Source organism: Nitrospira sp. (assembly GCA_016788885.1).
Taxonomy (GTDB): Bacteria; Nitrospirota; Nitrospiria; order Nitrospirales; family Nitrospiraceae; genus Nitrospira_A.
Window position 1 is genome coordinate 1 of the sequence record JAEURX010000074.1, and the last position, 21884, is coordinate 21884.

The window sequence follows — 21884 nt, forward strand, 5'->3', positions numbered from 1 at the left end:
ATGTTGACGATTGGGCAGGTGCCTCTCGCGGTCAGCCAACCGGTGACCATTCCCGTGAAGGCGATCAAGGGAGTAATCCCGATGGATGGTGCAAACCCCATCTGGGAAGGAGTGCCAGGTGTCATCATCCCGTTGAGCGGCCAGACCATCACGACCCCGATGCATCCGAATATCTCGGTGAAGTCGGTGTTTGTGAAGGCGGTCACGAATGGGAAGGATCTGGGGTTGCGCCTTGACTGGAGCGACCAGACCAAGAACGACACGGCGATTGGTCCGCAGGATTTCCGCGACCAGGTCGCCATTATGTTCCCGGTCAACACGGCGGGCGCGCCACCGTTCCAGTGCATGGGGCAGTCCGGTGGAACGGTCAACATCTGGCGTTGGAACGCGGAGTGGCAGAAGGATCTCGGCAAGGATAGCGCCGGAATCTGGGACGTCGATGACCAGTATCCTGGAATTTTCTGGGACTACTATTTCGAAGAGCCGGCGGGTGGAGTCACCTATCCGGATCGTATCGGCCGGAGCCTTGGCCCATTCAACTCCGGTATTTGGTCCGGCAACATCATGTCTGACCCGACCCTGCGCGTCAGCTCCGTCGAGGATCTGAATGCCAACGGGTTCAGCACGTTGACCACGCAGTCCCATCAGGATGTGATCGGCAATGGCGTGTGGGAGCCGTCCGGTTCCCTCAAGGGCGGTGGATACACCGGTCCGACCTGGCGCGTTGTCGTGAAGCGTTCGTTGGAGACCAGCGATGCTAACGATACCCAGTTCAAGGCGGGAGCCTCTGTGCCCATCGCGTTCGCGGTGTGGGACGGTTCCAACATTGAACGGAACGGCATGAAGTCCCTCTCCACCTGGTTCACGCTGAAGCTGCCGTGAGCGACTTGGCCTGAAGAGGCCAATCCTGCCCTGAGATAGGGTAGGACGTGTGTGTGGGATTCGTCAGAAGAAGGCCCCGAGTTCCTGCCATAACGGCAAGGTGGCTCGGGGCCTTCGTCTGTTTCATGAGGCAGCAAATGGTGCGTCATACAGGTGTGAAATTTCTCCTCCTGTCTGGGCGGAGGGTTGCTTTCGGACCAGGGCGGAGTGTATAAACCGATACTATACGACTCGTCTGAAAACACTGATTTTCCTGCTTAATATAAAGATAATTTTATGAAGGTTTCACTACTGTTTCCTCCGACGTGGCATCCTTCGCAACCCTACCTGAGCCTCCCCTCACTCACAGGTTTCCTCACCCAGGCCGGAATCAAGAACGTCTCGCAACGTGATCTCGGCATTGAGTTATTGGATAAGATTCTCACGCAAGGCTTTGCCCATAATCTCTATCCGCAGCTGGTGGAGAAACAACGGAGCCTTGAGCGAGAGCGTACCGGCGAGACCGGACCTGGGAGCGCAGAGCAATTGGCTCGCGTCATCGAATCTCTCGATCGTTTTCCGTATTTGTTCGAGCGCATCGAGTTGGCGAAAGACACGCTTCGCGGGGAAGGGTTTTACGACATCGAGGCCTACCGCAATAGCCTGTTTCTCATCGATAAATGGCTCGAGGTGCTCTCTTCGCTCTATTTTCCGACGAGAATGACGGTCGTGGACAATCAGTTCGGCGACTATTCGATCTACTCATCCAAAGACTTGATGAAGGTGATCCGGGATGAACAGCAGAATCCCTATATCGGCCTGTTCAGCCAGCACGTCCTCCCGTCGTTGCTGACCGATCGTCCGGATTTGGTCGGGGTGTCGATTACGGCCACGTCGCAAATTATTCCGGGTCTCACGCTCTGTCGGTTGATTAAAGAGCATGCGCCGGAACTGCATGTGACCGTCGGGGGAAGCATTTTTACACGCCTGGTGGATAACCTTCGGCGCTGTCCCTGGCTCTTCGACCTGGTGGATGACTTTGTGGTGTTTGAGGGTGAAACGGCATTGCTTGAGCTCGTGAATCAGATGGACGGAAAGCGAGACTTCAGTAAAGTACCCAATTTAATTTATCGCCAGAACGGGAAAATCACGGTCAATCAGCCGTTCTATTCCGAAAATATCAATCAGCTCACCGCACCAAACTATGACGGCTTCCCCCTCGATCTCTATCTGTCTCCCGAGCCGGTTCTGCCTGTGCAGTTTTCGCGCGGCTGTTACTACAAGGACTGTGCGTTCTGCGCGTTAACGCTCGACCATCAAAATTTCCGTCAACGTGATCCCGGAAAGACGGTGGACGATCTGGTCTGGTTAAAAGAACGATATGGCGCGCAATCGTTTTTCTTCACCGACGAATGTTTTGCCCTTTCGCCCACGAAACGGCTCTGCCAGCAGATGATCGATCGCCAGATCAATGTGAAGTGGACCTGCGAGCTGCGATTTGAGAAAAACCTGAGCCGTGAATTGCTGACGCAGATGCGCGATGCCGGTTGTTTGAAAATTGTCTTTGGCCTCGAATCGTTCAATCAGCGGGTCATGGACTTCATGAAGAAGGGCATCAAGCAGGAATGGGTGCGCCGTATTGTCGATGACTGTGTGGATCTCGGGATTGCCGTGCATTGTTACGTGATCGTCGGGTTCCCCACGGAGAAGGAAGAAGAAGCCCTCGAGACCATGAACTTCGTCGTGCAGAATACGAAGCTGCATGAATCGTATGGCTTCTCCTGTCAGCCCTGCCTCTTCGACTTGGAAAAGGAAGCCCCGATCATGAGTGATCCCAGTAGCTATGGTATCCGGCGGATCATGCGGCCGGCGACCGAGGATTTGAGTCTGGGCTTCTTCTATGAAGTGCAGGAAGGCATGACTCCGGCTCAGGCCGAACAACTCTATCAACAGGTCTACGAAAAAATCAGCGAAGTCGTCTGCGAATTGCCGTTTAACTATTCCATGGCCGACGGGTTACTGTATATCGCCAGGGAAAAGTCGCAGGCGGTGCAGGTTCCGCAACCAACCGGTTCCTAGCTGCTGCGCAATGATCCAAGCATGCGGCGAGTGCCCGCAGCGTGGCGGTGTGATCAGAGGGCGTTTACAACGTGTCGCACAGGGGGCTGGGGATGTCTGCTATCGCTGCTGGCGTCGAGCGGTCGACCGGACGAGTTGAAGACCAGGGGTTGCTGTTCGAATACACGATCAAACTGGTGTTGTTCGTCGGGTTTTTCGAACTCGTGCTGTACCGGCTGGTCTCCCGATTGGGCATGCATATCAGCAAGATCGCCGCTCAGCATGAGTGGATCGGTACGCTATTCACGTGGCTGACCTCGATCGGGTTCGCGCTCTTGAATGTGGTCGCCATCTTTGTGTTTCTTGCGCTGGTGGTCTTGCTCGTTAATAGAATTCGCGCGAGGGGGATTACCGGCTTCAATCTTGTGACCGTGCCAAGTGTGGCGCTCCTGCTGATTTTGACGGGTGCCTTTCTTGTTGTACAACCGGCTATGCTCGGCTCGATTGCCTACAATGTCGTGACGATCATTGCGCTCACGGCGCTGATGCTGGAGTATCTCTCGCAGCAGTCGGAGTGGCCCAAGCGCATCATGGGCCTGGTCTACTATTTCGGCATTTCGGGATGGCTCTACTATCAAATCTTTTCGACCACCTATGGCTGGATGGGCGTACTCGCGGCCCCGCCCTTGGTATATGAGGCCAATCGCCTCGGCGAGGCGCTGATGGTCCTTGCCAGCATCCTGGTCTTCTGGGCTTATGGGAGAGGGGTGTCCTTCCGCACGAGGAATAAACAGCAGCGGCGCCGTGCTATCTGGTTCGGAACGGTCTCCGCAGTGGTATTTTTCGGCCTCCTCTTCATGGATTACTTTCTAGGCCTCTACAATCCGACCCTGGCTCATTCCATCCGGAAGGCGGGCGAAGGGATCAGCTGGATCTTTCAAATGGGCATGGGCTATACCTTCTATCTTCCCTTTGCCTTTTATGTCGCCGGGTTGTTGTGCTGGTCGTATACGGTCATCAGGCTCGTGACAATGGGACGCGTGGCAGGCTATGGTCTAGCTCTGATGTTTATTGCCGGTTACGCGCTGCTGTTTTCCAGTTTGACCTTGATGGTGATTCTCGGGGTAATGTTATTGACGCTCGACCGTCCCAAGAGCACGGTGACGGAGCAGGCGACGGTGAGCAGGCCGCCGCTGGTCGGTACGCAGGAGTCCCTCGTTGGCGGGCAAATTTAACTGTGTGACTCACCCAGATTAGGATGCGTTGTTATGGACGAACAGACACAAACTAGCGGAGCAGAGCAGGGTAGTGCGGCGGTGGATCCTGGCGATCAACCCCTGAGCCCTGATGAGGAAATTGCAGAAATTGAAAAGTTGCTCGGCACGGAGCCGGATGATTTCCAGGCTCGATGCCGGCTGGGTGAATTGTATTTCAGTAAGGGCCGGCTTGACGATGCGCTGACCGAAGTGAAGAAGTCGATCGAGATGGCCGAAGGTCTGCGAACGGAGATGAACCGGTCGCTGGCGATGTACTACTCCAATCTTGGTACCATCTATGCCACCAAGGGGATGATCGATGAAGCCGAGGCGGAGTTCAAGCGTGCGCTGGAGGTGCATGCCTATGACGTCCTTGCCTTGTTTAACCTGGGCCGCGTGCAGGCGGACAGGCGGAAGTACATGGAGTCGAAGAACTACTATGAGCGGCTGGTGGAGATCACCCCGGATGATCCGATGGCGTGGTACAATCTCGCCGGGGTCTACGTAGAACTCGACAACCCCCAAGTGTCCGACTACAACACGATTGACATGGCTATCCAGTGTTACATGCGTGTGCTTGAGCTGGATCCGAAGCACCTGGAAGCGAGCTTCAAGCTGATGGAAATTGCGCTCAATCATCGCAAGACGGACCTGGCGATCAAGGTGATGGAGAGTGCGGTCGAGCATAGCCCGGATGAACCGCTCGCCTACTACAATCTGATCAGCGTGTACGATAAGTGTAAGATGTTTGAGCAGGCCGAACAGGCTCGTCAGCGTCTAAAAGAACGATTTGCAAAGAAGGCCAAAGAGGGAGCCGCATCCTGAACATGTGAGCAAAGGAGACACACCATGTTTGGCAGCCTAGGTTTTACAGAGTTGATCCTGATCCTGTTCATTGTGTTGATTATTTTCGGAGCAGGGAAGTTGCCGCAGCTTGGTGAGGGAATCGGCAAGGCGATCAAGGGATTCAAAAAGTCCGTCCACGAGGCGGACGCGATCGAAGCCGAAGCGCAAGCCCAAGCCCAGGCGCAGCAAGCTGAGCCGGTTCAAGCGCAGGCCATTGCGGCTCCGCCGCCCGCGCCCATGGCGACTCCAGTTGTGGAGCAACCGGTCGCCGCAACTCCTCCGGCTGCGCGCGCATAGAATCACTCGGTGCAACGGGCTCAGCATAGAACGGACGCAGATCGTTATGGAAACAGATGTTCAGTTAGCTCCCGGATATATCGAAACCTTTGCCGGCAACGGAAAGGCTAGGAGTACGGGGGACGGCAAACGCGCCGTGAAGGCCGGCATTCCCCTCCCGCACCACGTCGCTCTGGATCGGGAGGAACAGTGGCTGTACTTCGCCGAGTCGGGATCTGATCGCGTTCGCCGCGTCAGCCTGGCAGAAGGGACTGTTCATAACTTCGCGGGTATCGGCGAGACCTGCTACAGCGGAGACGAAGGCCCTTGCGGAGAAGCCGGTTTATATCTGCCCTTGGATGTTGCCTGCGATTCTCGTAACGATTTGTATATTTGCGATTCCGGCAGCAACCGCATTCGCAAGATCGATCGTGACAGCGGGATCATCACCACCGTGGTGGGGACCGGCGAGCACGGCTTCAACGGTGACGGTCCGGCGCTGGAGGTCAACCTGACCTGGCCCGCCGCGATCGCCTTCGATGCCAATGATGTCATGTATATCGCCGACACCCAGGCGCATCGGATTCGTCGCTACGATCCACGCACGGGGCTTGTGGAAACCATCGCAGGATCCTGGTCTGCGGAGGATGAAGCCCGAGAACAGCCGCTCGTCGCGCGCAATCTGGTCGTGTTATCCGGCGACGCAATCGGCATCGATTTTAGCGATGATAACGGCTGGTTGATGCCTGTGTGTTCGGACGGGCTCGATTTATCCATGTACCTGGATGACGGGAAGCCTGCCTTGGAGGCACGCCTGTACGATATCGTCGGGATCGCAGTGGACAAGGCGGGCGATATCTACGTGGTTGATAAAGGCAGTAATCGCGTCCGCAAAATTGACCATCAAACCGGTCTGATTTCAACCTTGGCCGGTGTCTGCCGCTATGGCTACGATGGTGACGGGAAGCCCGCGGCGAAGTCCATGCTGCATGCGCCGGAAGCTATTGTCTTCGATCAGCACAACCACGCCTATATCTCGGATACGGGCAACCATCGTGTTCGGAGGGTGGATGCCGAAACAGGCCTCATCAGCACGGTGGCCGGCAACGGCGATAGCGGGTACGATGATAAGAATATGGGCGGGTGCGGAGCCGCACGGTTTGTTGCGAAAGATGCGACCGGTGCCCTCAAACACGGGGATGGTCTTCTCGCCGTGGATGCGGTGGTGAATTTACCGGTGGGATTGACGCTGGACTCCCAAGGGTATCTGTATATCTGTGAGCGGGGTGAAAATAAGATTCGTCGCGCCAAGTTGTACTAGCACTTGGGCGAGTAGGCCAGTGCTCCCGTCTGGTGAGTAGATGTGGGAGCGTTGGGGGATAGGGTATCGCGCCGGGACATGAGGCGAATGACATCGGTCCAGACATCCCGCACCAGTTTACTGACGTTCCTTTCTCTTCTGTTCGTTCTCGCCCTCATTCTGGGCGGCTTCGGTATTCCCATTGTCAGTTCGGAAGGCATGATTATCCGTGCGCAGGCCCTGTCCGGGGATATTCCGGCCACGCCTGAAGATGCGCTCTGGAAACAAATTGCTCCAATGACATTGCCATTGAGCGGGCAGATCATTACCAGACCGGTCTGGCCGGAACCCACCGCCCACGCGTTGACTGTACGTGCGGTGCACAACGGTACGGATATCGCCTTTCTTCTTGAGTGGCAAGACAACACCAAGAACGACCGTCTGACACCGGGGACATTCCGAGATGGCGTGGCCCTGGGGCTACCGCTCGGTGATGCGCCGGCATTTTTCTGCATGGGGCAGTTGGATCACTACATTAATATCTGGCACTGGAAAGCGGATTGGCAAAGCGACATTGATCGCCGCGCGGCCAGGACGACCGAAAAGGAGAAGTCCGCCGGCAGTGAGCCGAGACGATTTGAGGTGATTCCTCGCCGCGCGTCGTCGGTGGAAGATTTGATCGGCGGCGGATTCAGCACCCTCACGACCAAGGAAAAACAGGGGCGCGTGCAAGGGAAGGCAACTTGGAAAGACGGGACGTGGCGAGTTGTGATGCGCCGCCCGCTGTCGAGCGAAGAGCAGGAGAACGAAGCCAAATTGATTCCCGGACGCATCCAGGCGATTTCGTTTGCCGTGTGGAATGGGGAGAACAAGGAACGTAACGGGCAAAAGGCTGTCGCCCCCTGGTTTCAACTTGCGTTGGATCCCGTCACGAAAACATAGTGTGCTATTCGGGTGCGATGGGGGCCGACGTGCCGGTTTTTTCGATCTGAGCGTGAAAATGAGGCAAGACTCTTGGCAAACCTGTTTCAGGACCATCGCGTGATCATGGCGGGAGCCCTTTCGTTCGAAAGGGCTCTTTGTCTGTGTGGCGTCCTTGCCCTTGCGCTACTGCTGCCCCCATGGGTCGGTGCGGGAGAGATGACGGTGGAGGAAGCGATCCAGCTCGGTGAGGAATTCGGGATCGCAGTCGGCGAGGTTGATGAAGAAGTTCAGCGGGAATTGAAGCTCCAGCGTCCCGAAGGCGTCGCGGTCTTTGAAGTGATCGGGAATTCCCGTGCCGACTATGCCGGGATCAAAGTCCGTTCGGTGATCAAAGAAATCGACAAGAAGGAAGTGCGCAACCTGATTGATTTCGGGAAGGCTGTGAAGGTGGCCATGAAAGAATGTAACTTCACGGTTGGGACCTATGAGCCGGCGGATCCTGGTGATCCGGTGGGGTGGGGCGTCAACTTCCATTTCGTCGGCTGCAAGCGGGATTGACCAAGATTTCGTGATGAGCGTGTCGTGAATAGCAACGGACGAGCGATTCAAAAGCTGGCAATGGTCGGGATGTTACTGATCCTGGCCGTACTGACGATCACGTTCCACGAACGGGCCATCGCCCAGAAGCCCGATGGCCAGACCCAGGCTGACTGGATGGCCGAAATCGAAAAGGTCTTCATTCGCTCGGAGGAATGTAAGCAGTGCCATGATCGTCACTATGAAGAGTGGAAGGGCATGCGCGAGCAGACGCCCGACCTCAAGTCGTTCGGTCGGGTCGATGCCGCGCTGCTACATGGGACGTCCTTCGAATCGCCGGTGTTTCGGACCGTGTTGGGGGTCTGGATGCAGACCAATCCCACGTTGGAGGAGCGGCAGCGCTGCCTCTCCTGTCATGCGCCTGCGGTGACGGTCTTCCCTCAGCACGTGGAGAAAATCAGCGCGCAGGTTCTGTCAGGCAAGCCGCAAGTGGAGGGGATCGGGTGCGCGTCGTGCCACCTCATCAATGCCGTAGAGACCACGCCGGTGTCGCCGCCGACCTACAAAGTTCAGCCGGGCGACATGTTATACGGCCCCTATGCGGACCCGGAAGAAAATCTGGTGCATCCGGCGACGCAGGTGCCGTTGTTCCGAGGGGCGAACTTTTGCACGTCCTGTCATTTCGATAAGGTGAAGGATGTGACACAGAAGGATTTGCCTGGAGAGATTCTGCAAGGCACTATTTGCCAGGACTGTCATATGGAGCCTTCGACGGGGAGTTCGACTTCCAGGCGTGGTGCCATGACTCGCGCGATCGGTCGGCATTGGTTCAGAGGTGTCGTCATCCCGGGCACGTTGCTGAAAAACCGCAATTTGCAGGCTGAATGGATGCCGAGGATCGACATCGATGCGACGAAGTCCGCTGCTGGGGTCGAGGGCACCGTGCTGGTGAAGGTCGGCAGCCTACCGCACAGCTTTCCAGATGGGGACCCGGTTCTGAAACAGTTCTTCCTCACGATCACGACGAAGGATGCGCAAGGCCATGTGCTGGCAGAGGAGACAAAGCGGTTCGGGTTGCCCTACGAAAAGATTTTGCGCGGGCCGATTCCCGATCCGTTCATCAAGGGCGGGAATACACGCCGTGTGCCCTTCTCGTACGCCGTGCGTGCCGGAGGTGGAGAGCCTGCGACGATCGAGGTCGTGCTCAATTATGCGTTGATTCCAGAGCCGGAGGCGGAGTTGAAGGCCAAGTACCTGGCTACGCTTGCCAATGACCAGGAACGGGCGGCTGCCAAGCAGGTCATCGAGGAATATATTCAGCCCCGGATGCTGACGTACCGAACCAAGTCCTTGTAAGTAGTCCCCTGTCCTTCCGGTCCGGTGATGGGCAGCGTGGAGCGCACGATGCGTGGAGGATATGCCGAGAGTGAAGAATCGACGAGGGCTGTTGCGAGGGATCATCGTCAGCGCGCTGTTGTGTGTGTGTGCGATCGCCAGCTATGGCGTGCAACAAGGCTTGGCTCAGGATGCCAAGGCTCAGAGTACGATTGAGAAGGCGTTTCCCAGTTCGAGCAAGTGCAAGCGGTGTCATGAGCGGGTCTTCGAAGAGTGGGAGACCTCGCCGCTTGCCCGATCGATCCATACACCGACCTTCCGCGCCGCGTTGGATGCGTACCTCGCCTCCCCGGCAGGCAAGGACAAGGCGCTGTGTTTCCGTTGCCACGCGCCTCACGTGCGCGAGTTTGCCGACCATGCACAGCTCTTTGTGACCCAAGCTCAGTCCGGCGAGCCATCACTCGACGGCGTGGCGTGCGCACAATGTCACCTGATCAAGCACGTCGATCGAACGAAGCAGCCGCCGGAGCCCAAATACGAACTCGGCACCAAGATGATGTATGGGCCCTACAAAGATGCGGCCCAGAATCTCGCGCACCACTCGATGGAATCGGCGCTCTTTCATAAATCGGATCTTTGTTTGAACTGTCATCAGGTCGTGCCGGCCGCGGCGGAACTCGGCAAGAGCAACGATCTCTTGGGAAATTGGGATCAGAGCAAAGCCGTCAAATCAGGAAAAGAATGTCAGACCTGCCACATGCCGGAGCAGGTCGGTGAGTCGGCGAACGGCGAAGCCAAGCGCAAGGTGGCCAATCATACCTTCCCCGGGCGAATCGGCCAGCTTCGGCAGGAGGCCGCCAAGCTGGAGGTGACGACCAACGTCGACGGAGAGAAAACCACTGTCACGGTCGCCGTGCAGAGTCTGGTGCCGCACAATCTTCCAACCACGCATCCCGGTTGGGCCAGCGTCGTGCTGGATCTGGACATCAAAGGCAAGAACCTAAAGACCGTGTTCAACGACAAACGCGTCTACGGGCGGACGTATGCCGATGCCAAGGGCCACAAGACCGTGTTCGATTTTGAGGCTGTGAAGGTGTTGGAGGAAACGGTCTTGAAGCCTGAGGAGAAGCGGATGGAGACGTTTAGTTTTCCGACACCGAAAGACACCAAGACCTTCGATGTCGAAGTTGTGCTCAGCTATGCTCCGGTGACCGGTCCGGCAACCTTCCTGCAGCGGATTGAAGCAGAATCATCAAAGGGCGCGCAGGATCCTGCCTTCCAACCGATTCCCATTGCCAAATTCGGCGAAAACGTGCCGGTGGCTCGGTAGCCTGGTTCGTTACTGCGGTCCGTTCTGATGAATCCCTGCGTGGGTGAGCCGGGTAGCCTGGAAGGATACCCCTCGCGTCTCGATTTATTCCGAGACGATGCGGGAGCCGGGTGACTTTGTCTTGAAAATCTGAATCGCGCTGTAGATGCCCTTGGCAGGATGATTCAGGATGAGCCGCGAGTTCGTGATATGCGTATCGATGAGCTCATATTGTCCGCCGCTGTAATACACATCACAGTCGTCGATCTCGCAATTTTTGTACACGTGATTGTCCAGCGACAATTTCGCCTTGCTGAACTTCTGCTGATCAACGAGAATATATTCCGGCGCAAACCCCATCAGTGCCTCCTCACCTCGCGCGCACTATAACAAAGTCCAGAACCTTGCGCAAACCGCGCGGGGCTTCCTCTTTCGCCATCTTTCGTCTTGATCCGTTTTTGACCTCCCTATAGAATGACCCCACCTTTCCGCTCGTTTGCAGCTGTGTTTGTTGTCGGGGATGCGGCGGATCTTCTCGCCGCTCGATCGGTCCGCGATCGGTTCAGTCCTCGAAGCAGCTGGAACATTCATCGACCGTTGTACGTGATGGCGTCATGTTCACGACGGGTATTCACCGTAACACGTCAGCTGGATTCTCAGTTTCACCATTCTGTTAACAGGAGGAGAACACTGTGAGTGACTCAGCGATTGTGACCTTTGCTCTGGTTGCGGCGGTGACCGGTATTGTCTACGGCCTGTATCTCGCCATGTGGGTATTCAAGCTGAACGCCGGGAATGCGAAGATGCAGGAGATTTCTCGGGCGATTCAGGAGGGTGCCGGCGCCTATATGAACCGTCAATACAAGACGGTGGGCGTGGTGGCTGCCGTGTTGTTTGTCGTGCTGTGGGGCGCGGGGGCCGTTTCGGACAAATTCGGCATGTTGACGGCGGTTGGATTCTTGATCGGTGCCGGCGCGTCAGCGCTCGCCGGCTACGTCGGGATGATCATTGCAGTGCGGGCAAATGTACGGACGGCGCAGGCGGCGCATGAGGGCATGAATGCCGCCCTCACCGTCGCGTTTCGTGGCGGAGCGGTGACCGGCCTGTTGCTGATTGGACTGGGGTTGCTGGCCATCACAGGATTTTATTCGCTCGCCTCGCAGTTTGCCGGGCAGGAAAAGGCGATTCATGCGTTACTCAGCCTCGGATTCGGCGGCAGTTTGATTTCGGTGTTTGCGCGTGTCGGTGGCGGCATCTACACCAAGGCTGCCGATGTCGGCGCGGATCTGGTTGGAAAGGTCGAGGCAGGCATTCCGGAGGACGACCCGCGGAATCCTGCGGTGATCGCCGACAATGTGGGGGACAATGTCGGCGATTGCGCCGGCATGGCCGCTGATCTGTTCGAAACCTATGCGGTCACAACCGTGGCGGCAATGGTGTTGGCATTTACGATGTTCAAGGGCGTCAATGCGCCGATTCTGTACCCCCTTGCGTTGGGAGGCGTGACCATTTTTGCGACGATCATCGGAATCCTCTTTGTGAAAGTGAGTCCCGGGGGCGAGATCATGCCGGCTCTGTACAAGGGATTGTTTGTCGCGGGAGGCATCGCCGCAGTGGCGTTTTACCCGATGACCTCGAAGATCATGGAGGGGGTTGGCGGGGTGAGCGGCGCCAGCTACTACATGGCGGCGTTGATAGGGCTCGCAGTGACGCTGGCGTTGGTCTTCATTACGGACTATTACACGTCCAAAGAATATGCACCGGTAAAGGATATTGCGAAAGCGAGTGAAACGGGTCATGCCACAAATATTATCGCTGGATTGGCCGTGGGGATGCAGTCGACCTCGGCGCCGGTCGTGATTATCGGCGCCGCCATTCTTGGTAGCTACTGGGTCTGTGGTGGTGCCGCCTCTGGTGGGTTGTATGGTGTGGCGGTTGCGGCGGTGTCGATGTTGTCCATGGCGGGAATCGTGGTGGCGATCGATGCATTCGGGCCGATCACAGACAATGCCGGCGGCATCGCCGAAATGGCACATCTCGGGAAAGAAGTCCGCGACATTACAGACCCGCTGGATGCCGTCGGCAACACGACGAAGGCCGTGACGAAGGGCTATGCCATTGGCTCGGCCGCTCTTGCCGCGGTAGTGTTGTTTGCCGAATTCGCCCGTGAGGTTGCGAAAGGAACCCAGGCCAGCAGCTTTGACTTGTCTAACCCCTCTGTGCTGGTCGGACTGTTTCTCGGTGGGATGCTGCCCTTCATCTTCGGTGCGCTCTGTATGAAAGCCGTGGGACAAGCCGCCGGCATGGTGGTGGAAGAGGTACGGCGGCAGTTCCGGACGATCAAGGGAATCATGGAAGGCACGGGGAAGCCGGAATATGGCACCTGCGTGGATATTGTGACTCAGGCGGCCATTCAAAAGATGATGATCCCCGGGCTGATTCCTGTGGTGGCGCCGATTCTCGTGGGCTTGTTGCTCGGTCCGCAAGCGCTGGGAGGTGTTCTGGTCGGAAGCATTGTGACGGGGTTGTTCGTCGCGATTTCGATGACCAGTGGAGGCGGTGCGTGGGACAATGCCAAGAAATATATCGAGGAGCAGGGCTTGAAGGGGACCGATACTCACAAGGCCGCGGTGACTGGTGATACTGTAGGGGATCCCTATAAGGATACGGCGGGTCCGGCCATCAACCCAATGATCAAAGTCATCAACATTGTGGCGTTGCTGATCGTCTCGCTCATCGTGAAGTAGGGAGGAATGTCAGACTGCGTGCATGATCCGTATCGATCGTTCCCTGGCTTGACGCGTTCGCCGACCCTAGAGTATGGTGATTTGAGTAGGTCGCGTGTACAGCTTCTGATTGACTGGAGGTGCTCCGATGGAAAAACAGGAGAGGAGGCCGGAATCCAGAAAGGAATCGCACAGCAAGGAGGAGGTGAAGCCGAATCCAAAAGTTGTCGAGTCCGGCAAGAAGCTGAAAGAGGACATCGATAAACTGGTCGACGAGATCGATGATGTACTCGAAAAAAATGCCGAAGAATTCGTGAAAAATTATGTGCAAAAGGGAGGGGAATAGTCTCCTCCCTCGGTACTCCCCCTCAATCGCTCCCCAGCATCCAGGTTTCATCCGTCCACACGGTAGGGCGGATAACCCTCAACCCAGTTTCACCTCGTCTGCGCTGAGCTCCGTTTGACAAAGAGGGGGTGAGTCGATACCATTCCCCTTACTTCTCAGTAACTTCCGAATGTTTCACGAACAGACAGAGGGGCCATGCAGGAAAAACTCTGGGTCTTTCGGCCGTCCGATAGTGTTCTTCAGAATGATCTCTCGCGGAGATTGTCGATTTCTCCGGTGACCGCCTCGATCTTGCTAGCCCGCGGGGTGACTACTGCGGAGGACGCGACGCGCTGGATGTCGAGTCCTCAGGATGGGCTCCATGATCCATTTTTGATTCCTGACATGAACGCGGCCGTCGAGCGGTTGCATCAGGCCCTCTCTCGAGACGAGCGGGTGTGCTTTTACGGCGACTACGATGTGGACGGCGTCTCGGCAACGAGTCTCTACCTGTCTTTCTATCAGGGATTAGGGGGCAACGCCTGCGCCTATATCCCCCATCGCGTGCGCGAGGGCTATGGGCTGAACGAGGGGGCCGTCCGGCGGTTGGCGCAGGAAGGCGTGACGTTGCTGGTGACCTCTGATTGCGGGACCACGTCCCATCATGAAATTGCAGTGGCCCGGGAACTTGGTATGGAGGTGGTGGTGACGGATCACCATCAAACCGATGCCACGATGCCGCCGGCGCTTGCCGTTCTCAATCCGCACCGTCGAGATTCGGGCTATCCCTTCAAAGGGCTCTGCTCGGCAGGATTGGCATACAAAGTGGTGTCAGCCTATCAGCAACGATACGGATCCGGCGAAGTCGAGCCGGACTCCTGCCTCGATTTGGTGGCCCTGGCGACGGTGGCCGATATCGTCCCGCTTCAGGATGAAAATCGTATTCTGGTGCGGGCGGGACTGCATCAACTGAATCGCGGTGCCCGCTGCGGAATTCGTGCCTTGAAGCAGGTCGCTGGTATTACGAAGGCTTGTACCAGCGAAACGATCGGCTTTCGTCTTGGGCCCCGGCTGAATGCTGCGGGTCGCCTGGATCATGCGATGCTCTGCGTGCAACTGCTGACGACTGAGTCCGACCGGGAAGCGATGCAGATTGCTGAACGGTTAGAACAACTCAATCGACAGCGTCAGCAGATTGAAGAAGAGATTACCGAGGAGGCGGGAACCTATCTGAAGCAGGACGAACCGCCTGCGGCCATCGTGCTGGGCTCGCGCGACTGGCATCTGGGTGTCGTGGGGATTGTGGCTGCCAGACTGGTTGATCGGTTTCATCGGCCGAGCATCGTGATTGCGGTGGATGACAAGGGGATTGGGAAGGGGTCTGCCAGAACGATCGACGGGTTTGATCTCTACCAGGGATTGTCCGAGTGCCGAGATCTGCTGGACGCGTTTGGCGGACATCCGAGTGCGGCGGGATTGACCATCAAGGAATCGCGTGTAGCGGAGTTCCGTCAACGGTTTTCCGAGGTGGTGGTCGGGTGGGCGACCACAGCCAGGCGTGTACCCACGTTGCATGTTGATGCGGAGGTCAACCTCACAGATGTGAATCTTGATCTCATCCAGGAACTGGAAGCGTTGCATCCGTTTGGCGCGGGGAATCCTGAGCCAACCCTGGCGGTTCGTGGCCTCGATGTTGTCGAGGCACGTGTGGTCGGAGAGAAGCATCTGAAGCTGCGGGTGCGACAGGGGCGATCATTTATTTTCGACAGTATCGGCTTTCGCATGGGGTCGTTCGAAGGACTTGGGCTCAGGGCCGGGCGCCCGGTAGATTTAGCCTTCAGCCCGGAGCGCAATCATTGGAATGGTTACGACCGTGTGCAATTGCGCATCAAGGCTCTTCGTATGAGCGGTGAGGTGTCATAAGCATGCCGCATGAGACGGTCACAGAGCTTGGTCAATTGATCGAGCGGGTTAAGAGCTACAACGTCGAGGCGGATTTGGATCTCGTGCGCCGGGCGTACGATTTTTCAGCCAAGGCCCATGAGGGACAGACACGCCAATCCGGTGAACCTTACTTCCGGCACCCCCTGGCAGTCGCCGGCCTCTTGACCCATTTAAAGACGGATGTCACGGCCATTGTGGCGGGTCTGCTCCATGACACGTTGGAAGATACGCTCGCCACGCCGCTCGAACTGGAGCAACGATTCGGCAAAGACGTCGTGCATCTGGTGGACGGCGTCACCAAAATCGGAAAAATCACGTTCAGAAACTATGAGGAAAAGCAGGCAGAGAATTTTCGCAAGATGGTGTTGTCCATGGCGGACGACATTCGCGTCGTGCTCATCAAGCTGGCCGACCGGCTGCACAATATGCGGACCTTGGAATATCTGAGCGAAGGGAAGCGGCAACAGATCGCGCAGGAGACGTTGGAAATCTATGCTCCGTTGGCGAATCGCTTGGGAATCGGGTGGATCAAGAACGAACTGGAAGATCTGTGTTTGAAGCATCTCAAACCGGATGTGTATGAGTTGTTGCGCGTGCGTGTGGCGAAGCGGGATGAGGATCGACAGCAGTACATTCTGGAAGTCATCGAGATGGTGAAGCAGGCGATGGCCGAAACCGGATTGCAGGGAGAGGTGTCGGGTCGACCGAAGCATCTCTACGGGATCTACCAGAAGATGGAGAAGCAGTCGATTTCCTTCGAGGAAGTCTACGATCTCGCCGCCTTGCGCATCATTACCGATACCAAGATGAACTGCTATGCGCTGCTCGGCGTCATCCATTCGCTTTGGCGTCCGCTGCCTGGTCGGTTCAAAGACTACATCGCAATTCCGAAGTCCAACATGTATCAGTCGTTACATACGACGGTGGTAGGCCCCAAAGGCGAACATGTGGAGTTTCAGATTCGTACGGAAGAGATGCATCGAGTCTCCGAACAGGGGATCGCCGCGCATTGGAAATACAAAGAGCATGGGCGCATCGATGAAAAAGACGGCAAGGTTTTCAGTTGGCTGCGGCAGTTTGTGGAGTGGAACCAAGACTTGCCGGACAATCGCCAGTTTATGGATTCGGTCAAGCTCGATCTTTTTCACGACGTCGTCTACGTATTCACCCCGCAGGGCATGGTCAAGGAACTGCCCAAGGGGTCAACGCCCGTAGACTTTGCGTATTCCGTCCATACTGAAATTGGAGACCACTGCGTCGGGGCCAAGGTCAATGGCAAGATCGTGCCGCTTAAGCATATGATGGAAAGCGGCGACATGGTGGAAATTCTGACCGCCGCCAACCAAACACCACACCGGGACTGGCTGAAGTTCGTCCGCACTTCTCGTGCGAAGACCAAGATCAAGCACTGGATCAAGGCGGAAGAACAGTCTCGCAGCATCGAGATCGGGAAACGGCTCCTCGAGGCTGAATTTCGTCGACATGGGATGGCGCCTGCACAGATGATGCGGTCCGAACAACTTCTGGTCGTTGCGAAGAAAGTGGGCTACGAGACGCCGGAGGAACTGGCTGCTGCCGTTGGATTCGGACATTTGCCGACCTCTCAGGTCATGAGTAAGATCGCCCCTCCTGCTCCGGCAGACACTCTGCCCGTCGTGCCCGACATGCCGACGCCGCAAAAGCCGGCCGCTGGTCGGACCGACGACAAGGGCGTGCAGGTCAAGGGTGCGCGTGATCTGCTTATGCAACTCTCTCGCTGCTGCAATCCCGTGCCTGGCGACCGCATTTTAGGGTACATCACCAGAGGGCGTGGGCTGACGATTCATACGGTCGACTGTCCCAATCTGGAGGCATTGGACTACGATAAGAATCGTCTGGTTGAGGTTGAGTGGGATCGATCCACGCCGAGCACCCATTCCGTTAAGGTATCGGTGATTGCCATGGATAAGACTGGGGTCTTGGCTCATGTCTCCACGGCCATATCCGAGTGCCAGGCGAATATCAGTCGTGCCGAGATCACGACCCGCGAAGACCGAAAGGCCATGTTGGATTTTATCGTCGAGGTGCTGGATACCGCGCATCTCGCACGAGTGCTGAAGGCGATTGAAAAAGTAGACGGGGTGATTACCGTGCGCCGCATGCGTTCCTGGCAGGAGCGCGCCTCGTCATAGGGGTGTTCAGTGCAGGTCCCCCTTCCTCAGGTGACATTCATATGAGTCTTGGAGTCTTGGTCGGCACCCTTGTCGCCACGGCGGCCGTCGTGGCGGCGGTGTTGATCGGGTTCGCCTATCTGTTCGCCAAACGTGGCCGGTCGATACCGCCGTTGCCGTTGTATGCTGGCGGTGTGACGATCGTCTTTGTCGTTGCGACGCTGATCGCCCGCAGCGAACTGGCGAGTGATGTCCCTCATCTTGTTCAGGCTGCCCTTGATGTGACGGCGTGGCTCGGGGCGTCTTTTTTCCTCTTCACGATTCTTGATGTCCTGATCATCGGCGAATGGCTGATCGAGCGAGGGCAGCGGTACATCCCCGATATCGTCCGTCATTTACTGATCGGCGCCGAAGTCGTGGCGGCCGGGGTGTTGATTCTCTGGCTCGTCATGGGGATCAACCTCGTGGCCTTAGTTGCGTTGCCGACGGTGGCGGCGGCGATGGTCGGCGTGGCTTTGAAGGATACGCTGACACGGTTTTTCTCGGGGATCGAACTAGGAAAAATTGTCAAGGTGGGGGATTGGGTATCCGTGCTTGATCGAGAGGGCATCGTCACACATATCGGCATGGAGCATGTCACGCTGTTCTCTCGCGCGCACGATGTCGTTTCATTACCGAATGATTTGGTGATTCAAAGCGGAGTGACCAACTATACCCGTCCGACTACCACGCATTTCTGCAATGTGTTCGTCGATGCGGCTTACCGAACGCCGCCTGAAGACGTCTGCGCGACACTACTGGAGGTGGCGGCTGCGGTGTCGGGCGTCTTGCCGGATCCCAAGGCAACCGCACTGGTTGCGGCGTTCAATGAGTCGGCGATTCAGTACCGAATTAAGTTTCCGATCGGAGATTTCGCTCAACGGGACATGATCGAAAGTACAATGCGGACATATATCTGGCATGCCTTCTCTCGAAAGGGCATTGAGATTCCCTTTCCGCAGCGGGTGGTGCACCGAATTGCCGATACAGAGCCTGATGCCAAAGCCGCAACAATCGAACGGATCAGCGCGTACCTGCAGACGGTCGATTTCCTGGCGACGCTCGATATGAAGCAAATCGAAGTCCTGGCCGGCGGGGCACGGTGGGAGCGGTATTTGCCAGGGGAGCGAGTGGTGCGTCAGGGAGATCCCGGAGCGGTGCTGTACATCATCGTGGCCGGCAAGGCGGATGTTCGGTTGGAGCAGGGGGGATTGAGTTCCACGGTGACCACGCTTGAGGCGGGAAAATTCTTCGGTGAGATGTCGTTGCTGACGGGCGAACCGCGTTCTGCCACGGTGCAGGCTGCAACGGACTTGTCGGTGATTGCCGTAGGGAAGCAGGCGTTGTTGCAGGTGCTTCAGGAGGACAGGCCCTTGATCGAACGGATCGGCGAGGTGGTGGCTCGTCGGCAAGCCGACACGGCGGTGGCGAAAGCGCAGTTGTCCCGTGACGCAGCGGCTCTTTCCGTGGGCACCCACACGCGTTCACTCGTCGAACGTATTCAGAGCTTTTTCTGGGGGGCGCGTGTGAAGGAGTGATGTGGACGCAGCAGGAGTCAGGGCTGCTTGAAGCTCAGTTTCACGCCACGCTGTAGTTGCAAGGCGGCTGCTCGTCCCGCTCCAAGCTCAAGCACATACAGTGCGCCTTCATCCGAATGGTATTGAGGGCAGCCATCGTCCTGCCTCGTGCAGATGGGGACATTCCGCTCAATGTGGATGATGGTTTTTTTTGCATCCATCCAGATGATATCAAGCGGGATCTTGGTGTTCTTCATCCAGAAGGTCCAGGGTTGGGCATCGCCAAAGATAAACAGCATCCCGTGGTCGTCGGCAATGTGTTCGCGAAACATCAGCCCTTGTGCGCGTTTGAGCGCGGTATCGGCCAGTTCGGCCTGGATGAGCGTGCCAGTCGGGGTCTTGACCGTAATGAGTGTTTCGGTTGGTGGCTCGGCTGCCCAAACTGAGCAGGTGAGAGCCACCAGCGTGGCGCTCCAAGCGCACCATCCTGTCCATCTCAGCCGGCCGCGTGACTCTGTGGTTTTGACGTGACGTGCATGCGCGAATTGCATGGCGGCATCCTAGCGATCTCTCCGTCGGAACGTCAAGCTGTTGTGCCGACGAGTAGTCCGGTTGATGCCGTCTTGCAATTCCGTCGGCCCCTGTGCCATCCTCGCACATCGTTTGATAGAGGAATGGAGGCTGTTCATGAAGGAAACGCGACGTGTGGTTTACATGCGAGGCGTGTTTGTTTGTCCGAAGTGTCGGCAATCATACGTGCAGGAAAAGTGGATCGAAGAGTTTAGAATTCGCTGCCACAAATGCGACTATCGCGGGACGTTGACGCAGGTCTCCGTCGAAGAGCATATGGACGAGGAAATCGTTCGTCGGTAGGATTAAGGGTGCGCGGTGCGCCTGTCCGTGAACCCGTTTCTGTGTCTTCCCGCCGAATGACTTGGCTTTCAGCCTGGCGGTGCCGGTCTGGCTCTGCCCTTCTCCCATTTCATGTGTAGGAACAGCAGGAGGGTAGAATATGCTTCAGATGTGGCGACTGCTGCTTTTGTGTGCAGTGAGTCTTGTGGCAACCCCCGCCATCTGTTGGTCTGCTGATGGTCGCGAACCGATTCATGTTCTGGTCGCATACCACTCACTGTCCGGCTATACGGAGCAGATGGCTGATGCTGTTGCGCAAGGTGCGCGAGCAGTGCCCGGCACGCAGGTGATCATCAAGCGGGTAGGACACGTGACGGCGGAAGAGTTGTTTGCTGCGGATGCGATCGTGCTTGGCTCTCCTGTCTATTGGTCGAACATGGCTGCTGAGGTCAAAAAGTTCATCGACGACTGGCAGTTCAAGTTCGGCGTCTTTCCAGAGTTTAAGCTCAAAAATAAGGTTGGCGCGGCGTTTGTCACCGGGGGGCAGATTTCCAGCGGTAAAGAATTGACCATGTTGTCGATTCTCGCGGCTATGCTGGGAAATTATATGGTGGTGGTCAGTGGGGGCGGCGCGTTTGGGGCTTCTGCGACGACGGAAGGCACTAGTCCAGGGGTCGACGAGCAAGAGTTGGCGGCTGCCAGAGAGTTGGGGGGAAGGGTTGCCGAGGTTGCGGCAGCGATCAACACGGGATTCGAACTTCAGCAGCGTCAAACGAGCGGGATCCGCCAATGACGCTGGTCGCCGCGTCGTAGTTAAGATGAAACGGCTTTTCGGCAGGTACTTTCCAGCTGACTCTTCGCCAGTGTGACGAGCTCATGGATGTTTTTCGAGCATCGGCCACAGCATCCGCTATCCCGGAGTCCGAATTCTGCAATAATTTGTCGAATGGTCAGGCATCCCTGACGACCCGCTTCCCGCACGTCTGATTCCGTTAAACCTTTACATAGGCAGACATACATGCGTGGTATCTCCCACTGACGGTCGGTGTGTCTCGACGGGTGCGCGGCGCGTCACTTTCACGATACTGATAACCGTTCTCAACTATAGCCAGTATACCGACGGTCCTGAGATCTGTCAACATTTAGGGTGATTGATGTCTGTCCTAAATGGAGAGAGGCAGTAGTGGATGGGAAGGCTCGCGACTCGTTGGTCCATGTTGTTCGGCGTATCAACGGTATGTCTCTAAGCCATTGTGCTGAGGATCAGATTAGGGCTGTCTTTGCAGATACGTGGTACGCTGCGCACCCGGGGTTTCTTTTAAGGAAAGGCTCTAGGGCGTGCCGAGGGAGCGGAAAGCAAGAGAGGTGGAGAGAGGGTTCTCAGCATTGTCCTGCTGTAAATACGAAGGCAGGAAGCCCTTTCGAACTTCCTGCCTCCGTTGTGCTGTGGCCCCTCACCACTGAGAGCGGCTGCCCACTCTCAGTGGTATGAGTCTTACAGCCAGTTCACGCGCTCGGCCGGCCGAATGTAGATCGGCTCTTCGACCTGGATCCGCGCCACTTCCTTGCCCGACTTGTTGAAGCCCAACACGGTATCGTTGTACATGTCGAACCGCTTCCCGTGAATTT

21 protein-coding genes are annotated in these 21884 nt (G+C 56.8%); 17 read left to right on the forward strand and 4 right to left on the reverse strand.

Going from position 1 to position 21884, the window contains the following annotated elements:
* The 10 genes from JNL86_17680 to JNL86_17725 all read left to right on the forward strand — a co-directional run.
* Window positions 1-882: hypothetical protein (locus JNL86_17680; GenBank protein ID MBL8044742.1), on the forward strand; the 882-nt coding region annotated here is incomplete at its 5' end.
* Window positions 883-1158: 276 nt separating this feature from the next.
* A complete protein-coding gene (locus JNL86_17685; protein MBL8044743.1) occupies window positions 1159-2940 on the forward strand; it encodes a radical SAM protein in 1782 nt (593 codons plus the stop codon).
* Window positions 2941-3032: 92 nt separating this feature from the next.
* On the forward strand, window positions 3033-4154 hold the full coding sequence (locus JNL86_17690; GenBank protein MBL8044744.1) for a hypothetical protein: 1122 nt from the start codon (window positions 3033-3035) through the stop codon (window positions 4152-4154).
* Between the two features lie 33 nt (window positions 4155-4187).
* Window positions 4188-5000 carry a tetratricopeptide repeat protein gene (locus JNL86_17695; GenBank protein MBL8044745.1) on the forward strand — a complete coding sequence of 271 codons (813 nt, stop codon included), beginning with the start codon at window positions 4188-4190 and terminating at the stop codon, window positions 4998-5000.
* Window positions 5001-5024: 24 nt separating this feature from the next.
* The gene (tatA, locus tag JNL86_17700; GenBank protein ID MBL8044746.1) at window positions 5025-5318 is read left to right on the forward strand and encodes a twin-arginine translocase TatA/TatE family subunit; all 294 of its coding nucleotides are present in this window, start codon (window positions 5025-5027) and stop codon (window positions 5316-5318) included.
* Between the two features lie 46 nt (window positions 5319-5364).
* Window positions 5365-6618: a hypothetical protein gene (locus JNL86_17705; protein MBL8044747.1), complete on the forward strand. Its 1254-nt coding sequence runs from the start codon at window positions 5365-5367 to the stop codon at window positions 6616-6618.
* An 87-nt stretch (window positions 6619-6705) separates the two neighbouring features.
* Complete coding sequence (locus JNL86_17710) at window positions 6706-7539, forward strand: hypothetical protein (GenBank protein ID MBL8044748.1); 834 nt, start codon at window positions 6706-6708, stop codon at window positions 7537-7539.
* A 72-nt stretch (window positions 7540-7611) separates the two neighbouring features.
* Window positions 7612-8079, forward strand: a complete 468-nt coding sequence (locus JNL86_17715) for a PDZ domain-containing protein (protein ID MBL8044749.1) — start codon at window positions 7612-7614, stop codon at window positions 8077-8079.
* A 24-nt stretch (window positions 8080-8103) separates the two neighbouring features.
* Window positions 8104-9414: a hypothetical protein gene (locus JNL86_17720; GenBank protein MBL8044750.1), complete on the forward strand. Its 1311-nt coding sequence runs from the start codon at window positions 8104-8106 to the stop codon at window positions 9412-9414.
* Between the two features lie 70 nt (window positions 9415-9484).
* Window positions 9485-10723, forward strand: coding sequence for a hypothetical protein (locus JNL86_17725; protein MBL8044751.1), 1239 nt, complete (start codon window positions 9485-9487; stop codon window positions 10721-10723).
* A gap of 84 nt (window positions 10724-10807) precedes the next feature.
* Here JNL86_17725 and JNL86_17730 read toward each other — a convergent pair whose 3' ends face one another.
* Entirely contained in the window at window positions 10808-11062 is a 255-nt protein-coding gene (locus JNL86_17730) for a hypothetical protein (GenBank protein ID MBL8044752.1), read from the reverse strand.
* A 332-nt stretch (window positions 11063-11394) separates the two neighbouring features.
* On the opposite strand from JNL86_17730, the gene JNL86_17735 reads away from it, so the two are divergent.
* From JNL86_17735 to JNL86_17755, 5 genes are all read left to right on the forward strand, one after another.
* Window positions 11395-13449 carry a sodium-translocating pyrophosphatase gene (locus JNL86_17735; protein MBL8044753.1) on the forward strand — a complete coding sequence of 685 codons (2055 nt, stop codon included), beginning with the start codon at window positions 11395-11397 and terminating at the stop codon, window positions 13447-13449.
* Between the two features lie 127 nt (window positions 13450-13576).
* On the forward strand, window positions 13577-13774 hold the full coding sequence (locus tag JNL86_17740; GenBank protein ID MBL8044754.1) for a ubiquitin-like protein Pup: 198 nt from the start codon (window positions 13577-13579) through the stop codon (window positions 13772-13774).
* A gap of 195 nt (window positions 13775-13969) precedes the next feature.
* A complete protein-coding gene (gene recJ / locus JNL86_17745) occupies window positions 13970-15676 on the forward strand; it encodes a single-stranded-DNA-specific exonuclease RecJ (GenBank protein MBL8044755.1) in 1707 nt (568 codons plus the stop codon).
* Window positions 15677-15678: 2 nt separating this feature from the next.
* On the forward strand, window positions 15679-17868 hold the full coding sequence (locus JNL86_17750; GenBank protein ID MBL8044756.1) for a bifunctional (p)ppGpp synthetase/guanosine-3',5'-bis(diphosphate) 3'-pyrophosphohydrolase: 2190 nt from the start codon (window positions 15679-15681) through the stop codon (window positions 17866-17868).
* 41 nt (window positions 17869-17909) lie between these two features.
* The gene (locus JNL86_17755; protein MBL8044757.1) at window positions 17910-19424 is read left to right on the forward strand and encodes a mechanosensitive ion channel family protein; all 1515 of its coding nucleotides are present in this window, start codon (window positions 17910-17912) and stop codon (window positions 19422-19424) included.
* Window positions 19425-19441: 17 nt separating this feature from the next.
* Here JNL86_17755 and JNL86_17760 read toward each other — a convergent pair whose 3' ends face one another.
* Entirely contained in the window at window positions 19442-19864 is a 423-nt protein-coding gene (locus tag JNL86_17760) for a DUF192 domain-containing protein (protein ID MBL8044758.1), read from the reverse strand.
* 226 nt (window positions 19865-20090) lie between these two features.
* On the opposite strand from JNL86_17760, the gene JNL86_17765 reads away from it, so the two are divergent.
* Together JNL86_17765 and JNL86_17770 are read left to right on the forward strand one after the other, a co-directional pair.
* Window positions 20091-20276 (forward strand): hypothetical protein, encoded by a 186-nt coding sequence (locus JNL86_17765; GenBank protein ID MBL8044759.1) that lies wholly within the window; start codon window positions 20091-20093, stop codon window positions 20274-20276.
* 139 nt (window positions 20277-20415) lie between these two features.
* Entirely contained in the window at window positions 20416-21048 is a 633-nt protein-coding gene (locus tag JNL86_17770) for an NAD(P)H-dependent oxidoreductase (protein ID MBL8044760.1), read from the forward strand.
* A 20-nt stretch (window positions 21049-21068) separates the two neighbouring features.
* Here the strand turns inward: JNL86_17770 and JNL86_17775 are convergent, their stop codons facing one another.
* Both JNL86_17775 and JNL86_17780 read right to left on the reverse strand, forming a co-directional pair.
* Window positions 21069-21275: a (2Fe-2S)-binding protein gene (locus JNL86_17775; GenBank protein MBL8044761.1), complete on the reverse strand. Its 207-nt coding sequence runs from the start codon at window positions 21273-21275 to the stop codon at window positions 21069-21071.
* A 475-nt stretch (window positions 21276-21750) separates the two neighbouring features.
* On the reverse strand, window positions 21751-21884 hold a 134-nt coding region (locus JNL86_17780), incomplete at its 5' end, for a nitrate oxidoreductase subunit beta (protein MBL8044762.1).

Excerpts from the sequence above, each read along its gene's own strand:
- JNL86_17685 (MBL8044743.1), top strand. The coding sequence starts at position 1,159 with ATGAAGGTTTCACTACTGTTTCCTCCGACGTGGCATCCTTCGCAACCC.
- JNL86_17690 (MBL8044744.1), top strand. The coding sequence starts at position 3,033 with ATGTCTGCTATCGCTGCTGGCGTCGAGCGGTCGACCGGACGAGTTGAA.
- JNL86_17695 (MBL8044745.1), top strand. The coding sequence starts at position 4,188 with ATGGACGAACAGACACAAACTAGCGGAGCAGAGCAGGGTAGTGCGGCG.
- tatA (MBL8044746.1), top strand. The coding sequence starts at position 5,025 with ATGTTTGGCAGCCTAGGTTTTACAGAGTTGATCCTGATCCTGTTCATT.
- JNL86_17705 (MBL8044747.1), top strand. The coding sequence starts at position 5,365 with ATGGAAACAGATGTTCAGTTAGCTCCCGGATATATCGAAACCTTTGCC.
- JNL86_17710 (MBL8044748.1), top strand. The coding sequence starts at position 6,706 with ATGACATCGGTCCAGACATCCCGCACCAGTTTACTGACGTTCCTTTCT.
- JNL86_17730 (MBL8044752.1), bottom strand. The coding sequence starts at position 11,062 with ATGGGGTTTGCGCCGGAATATATTCTCGTTGATCAGCAGAAGTTCAGC.
- JNL86_17740 (MBL8044754.1), top strand. The coding sequence starts at position 13,577 with ATGGAAAAACAGGAGAGGAGGCCGGAATCCAGAAAGGAATCGCACAGC.
- recJ (MBL8044755.1), top strand. The coding sequence starts at position 13,970 with ATGCAGGAAAAACTCTGGGTCTTTCGGCCGTCCGATAGTGTTCTTCAG.
- JNL86_17750 (MBL8044756.1), top strand. The coding sequence starts at position 15,679 with ATGCCGCATGAGACGGTCACAGAGCTTGGTCAATTGATCGAGCGGGTT.
- JNL86_17755 (MBL8044757.1), top strand. The coding sequence starts at position 17,910 with ATGAGTCTTGGAGTCTTGGTCGGCACCCTTGTCGCCACGGCGGCCGTC.
- JNL86_17765 (MBL8044759.1), top strand. The coding sequence starts at position 20,091 with ATGAAGGAAACGCGACGTGTGGTTTACATGCGAGGCGTGTTTGTTTGT.
- JNL86_17770 (MBL8044760.1), top strand. The coding sequence starts at position 20,416 with ATGCTTCAGATGTGGCGACTGCTGCTTTTGTGTGCAGTGAGTCTTGTG.
- JNL86_17775 (MBL8044761.1), bottom strand. The coding sequence starts at position 21,275 with ATGTATGTCTGCCTATGTAAAGGTTTAACGGAATCAGACGTGCGGGAA.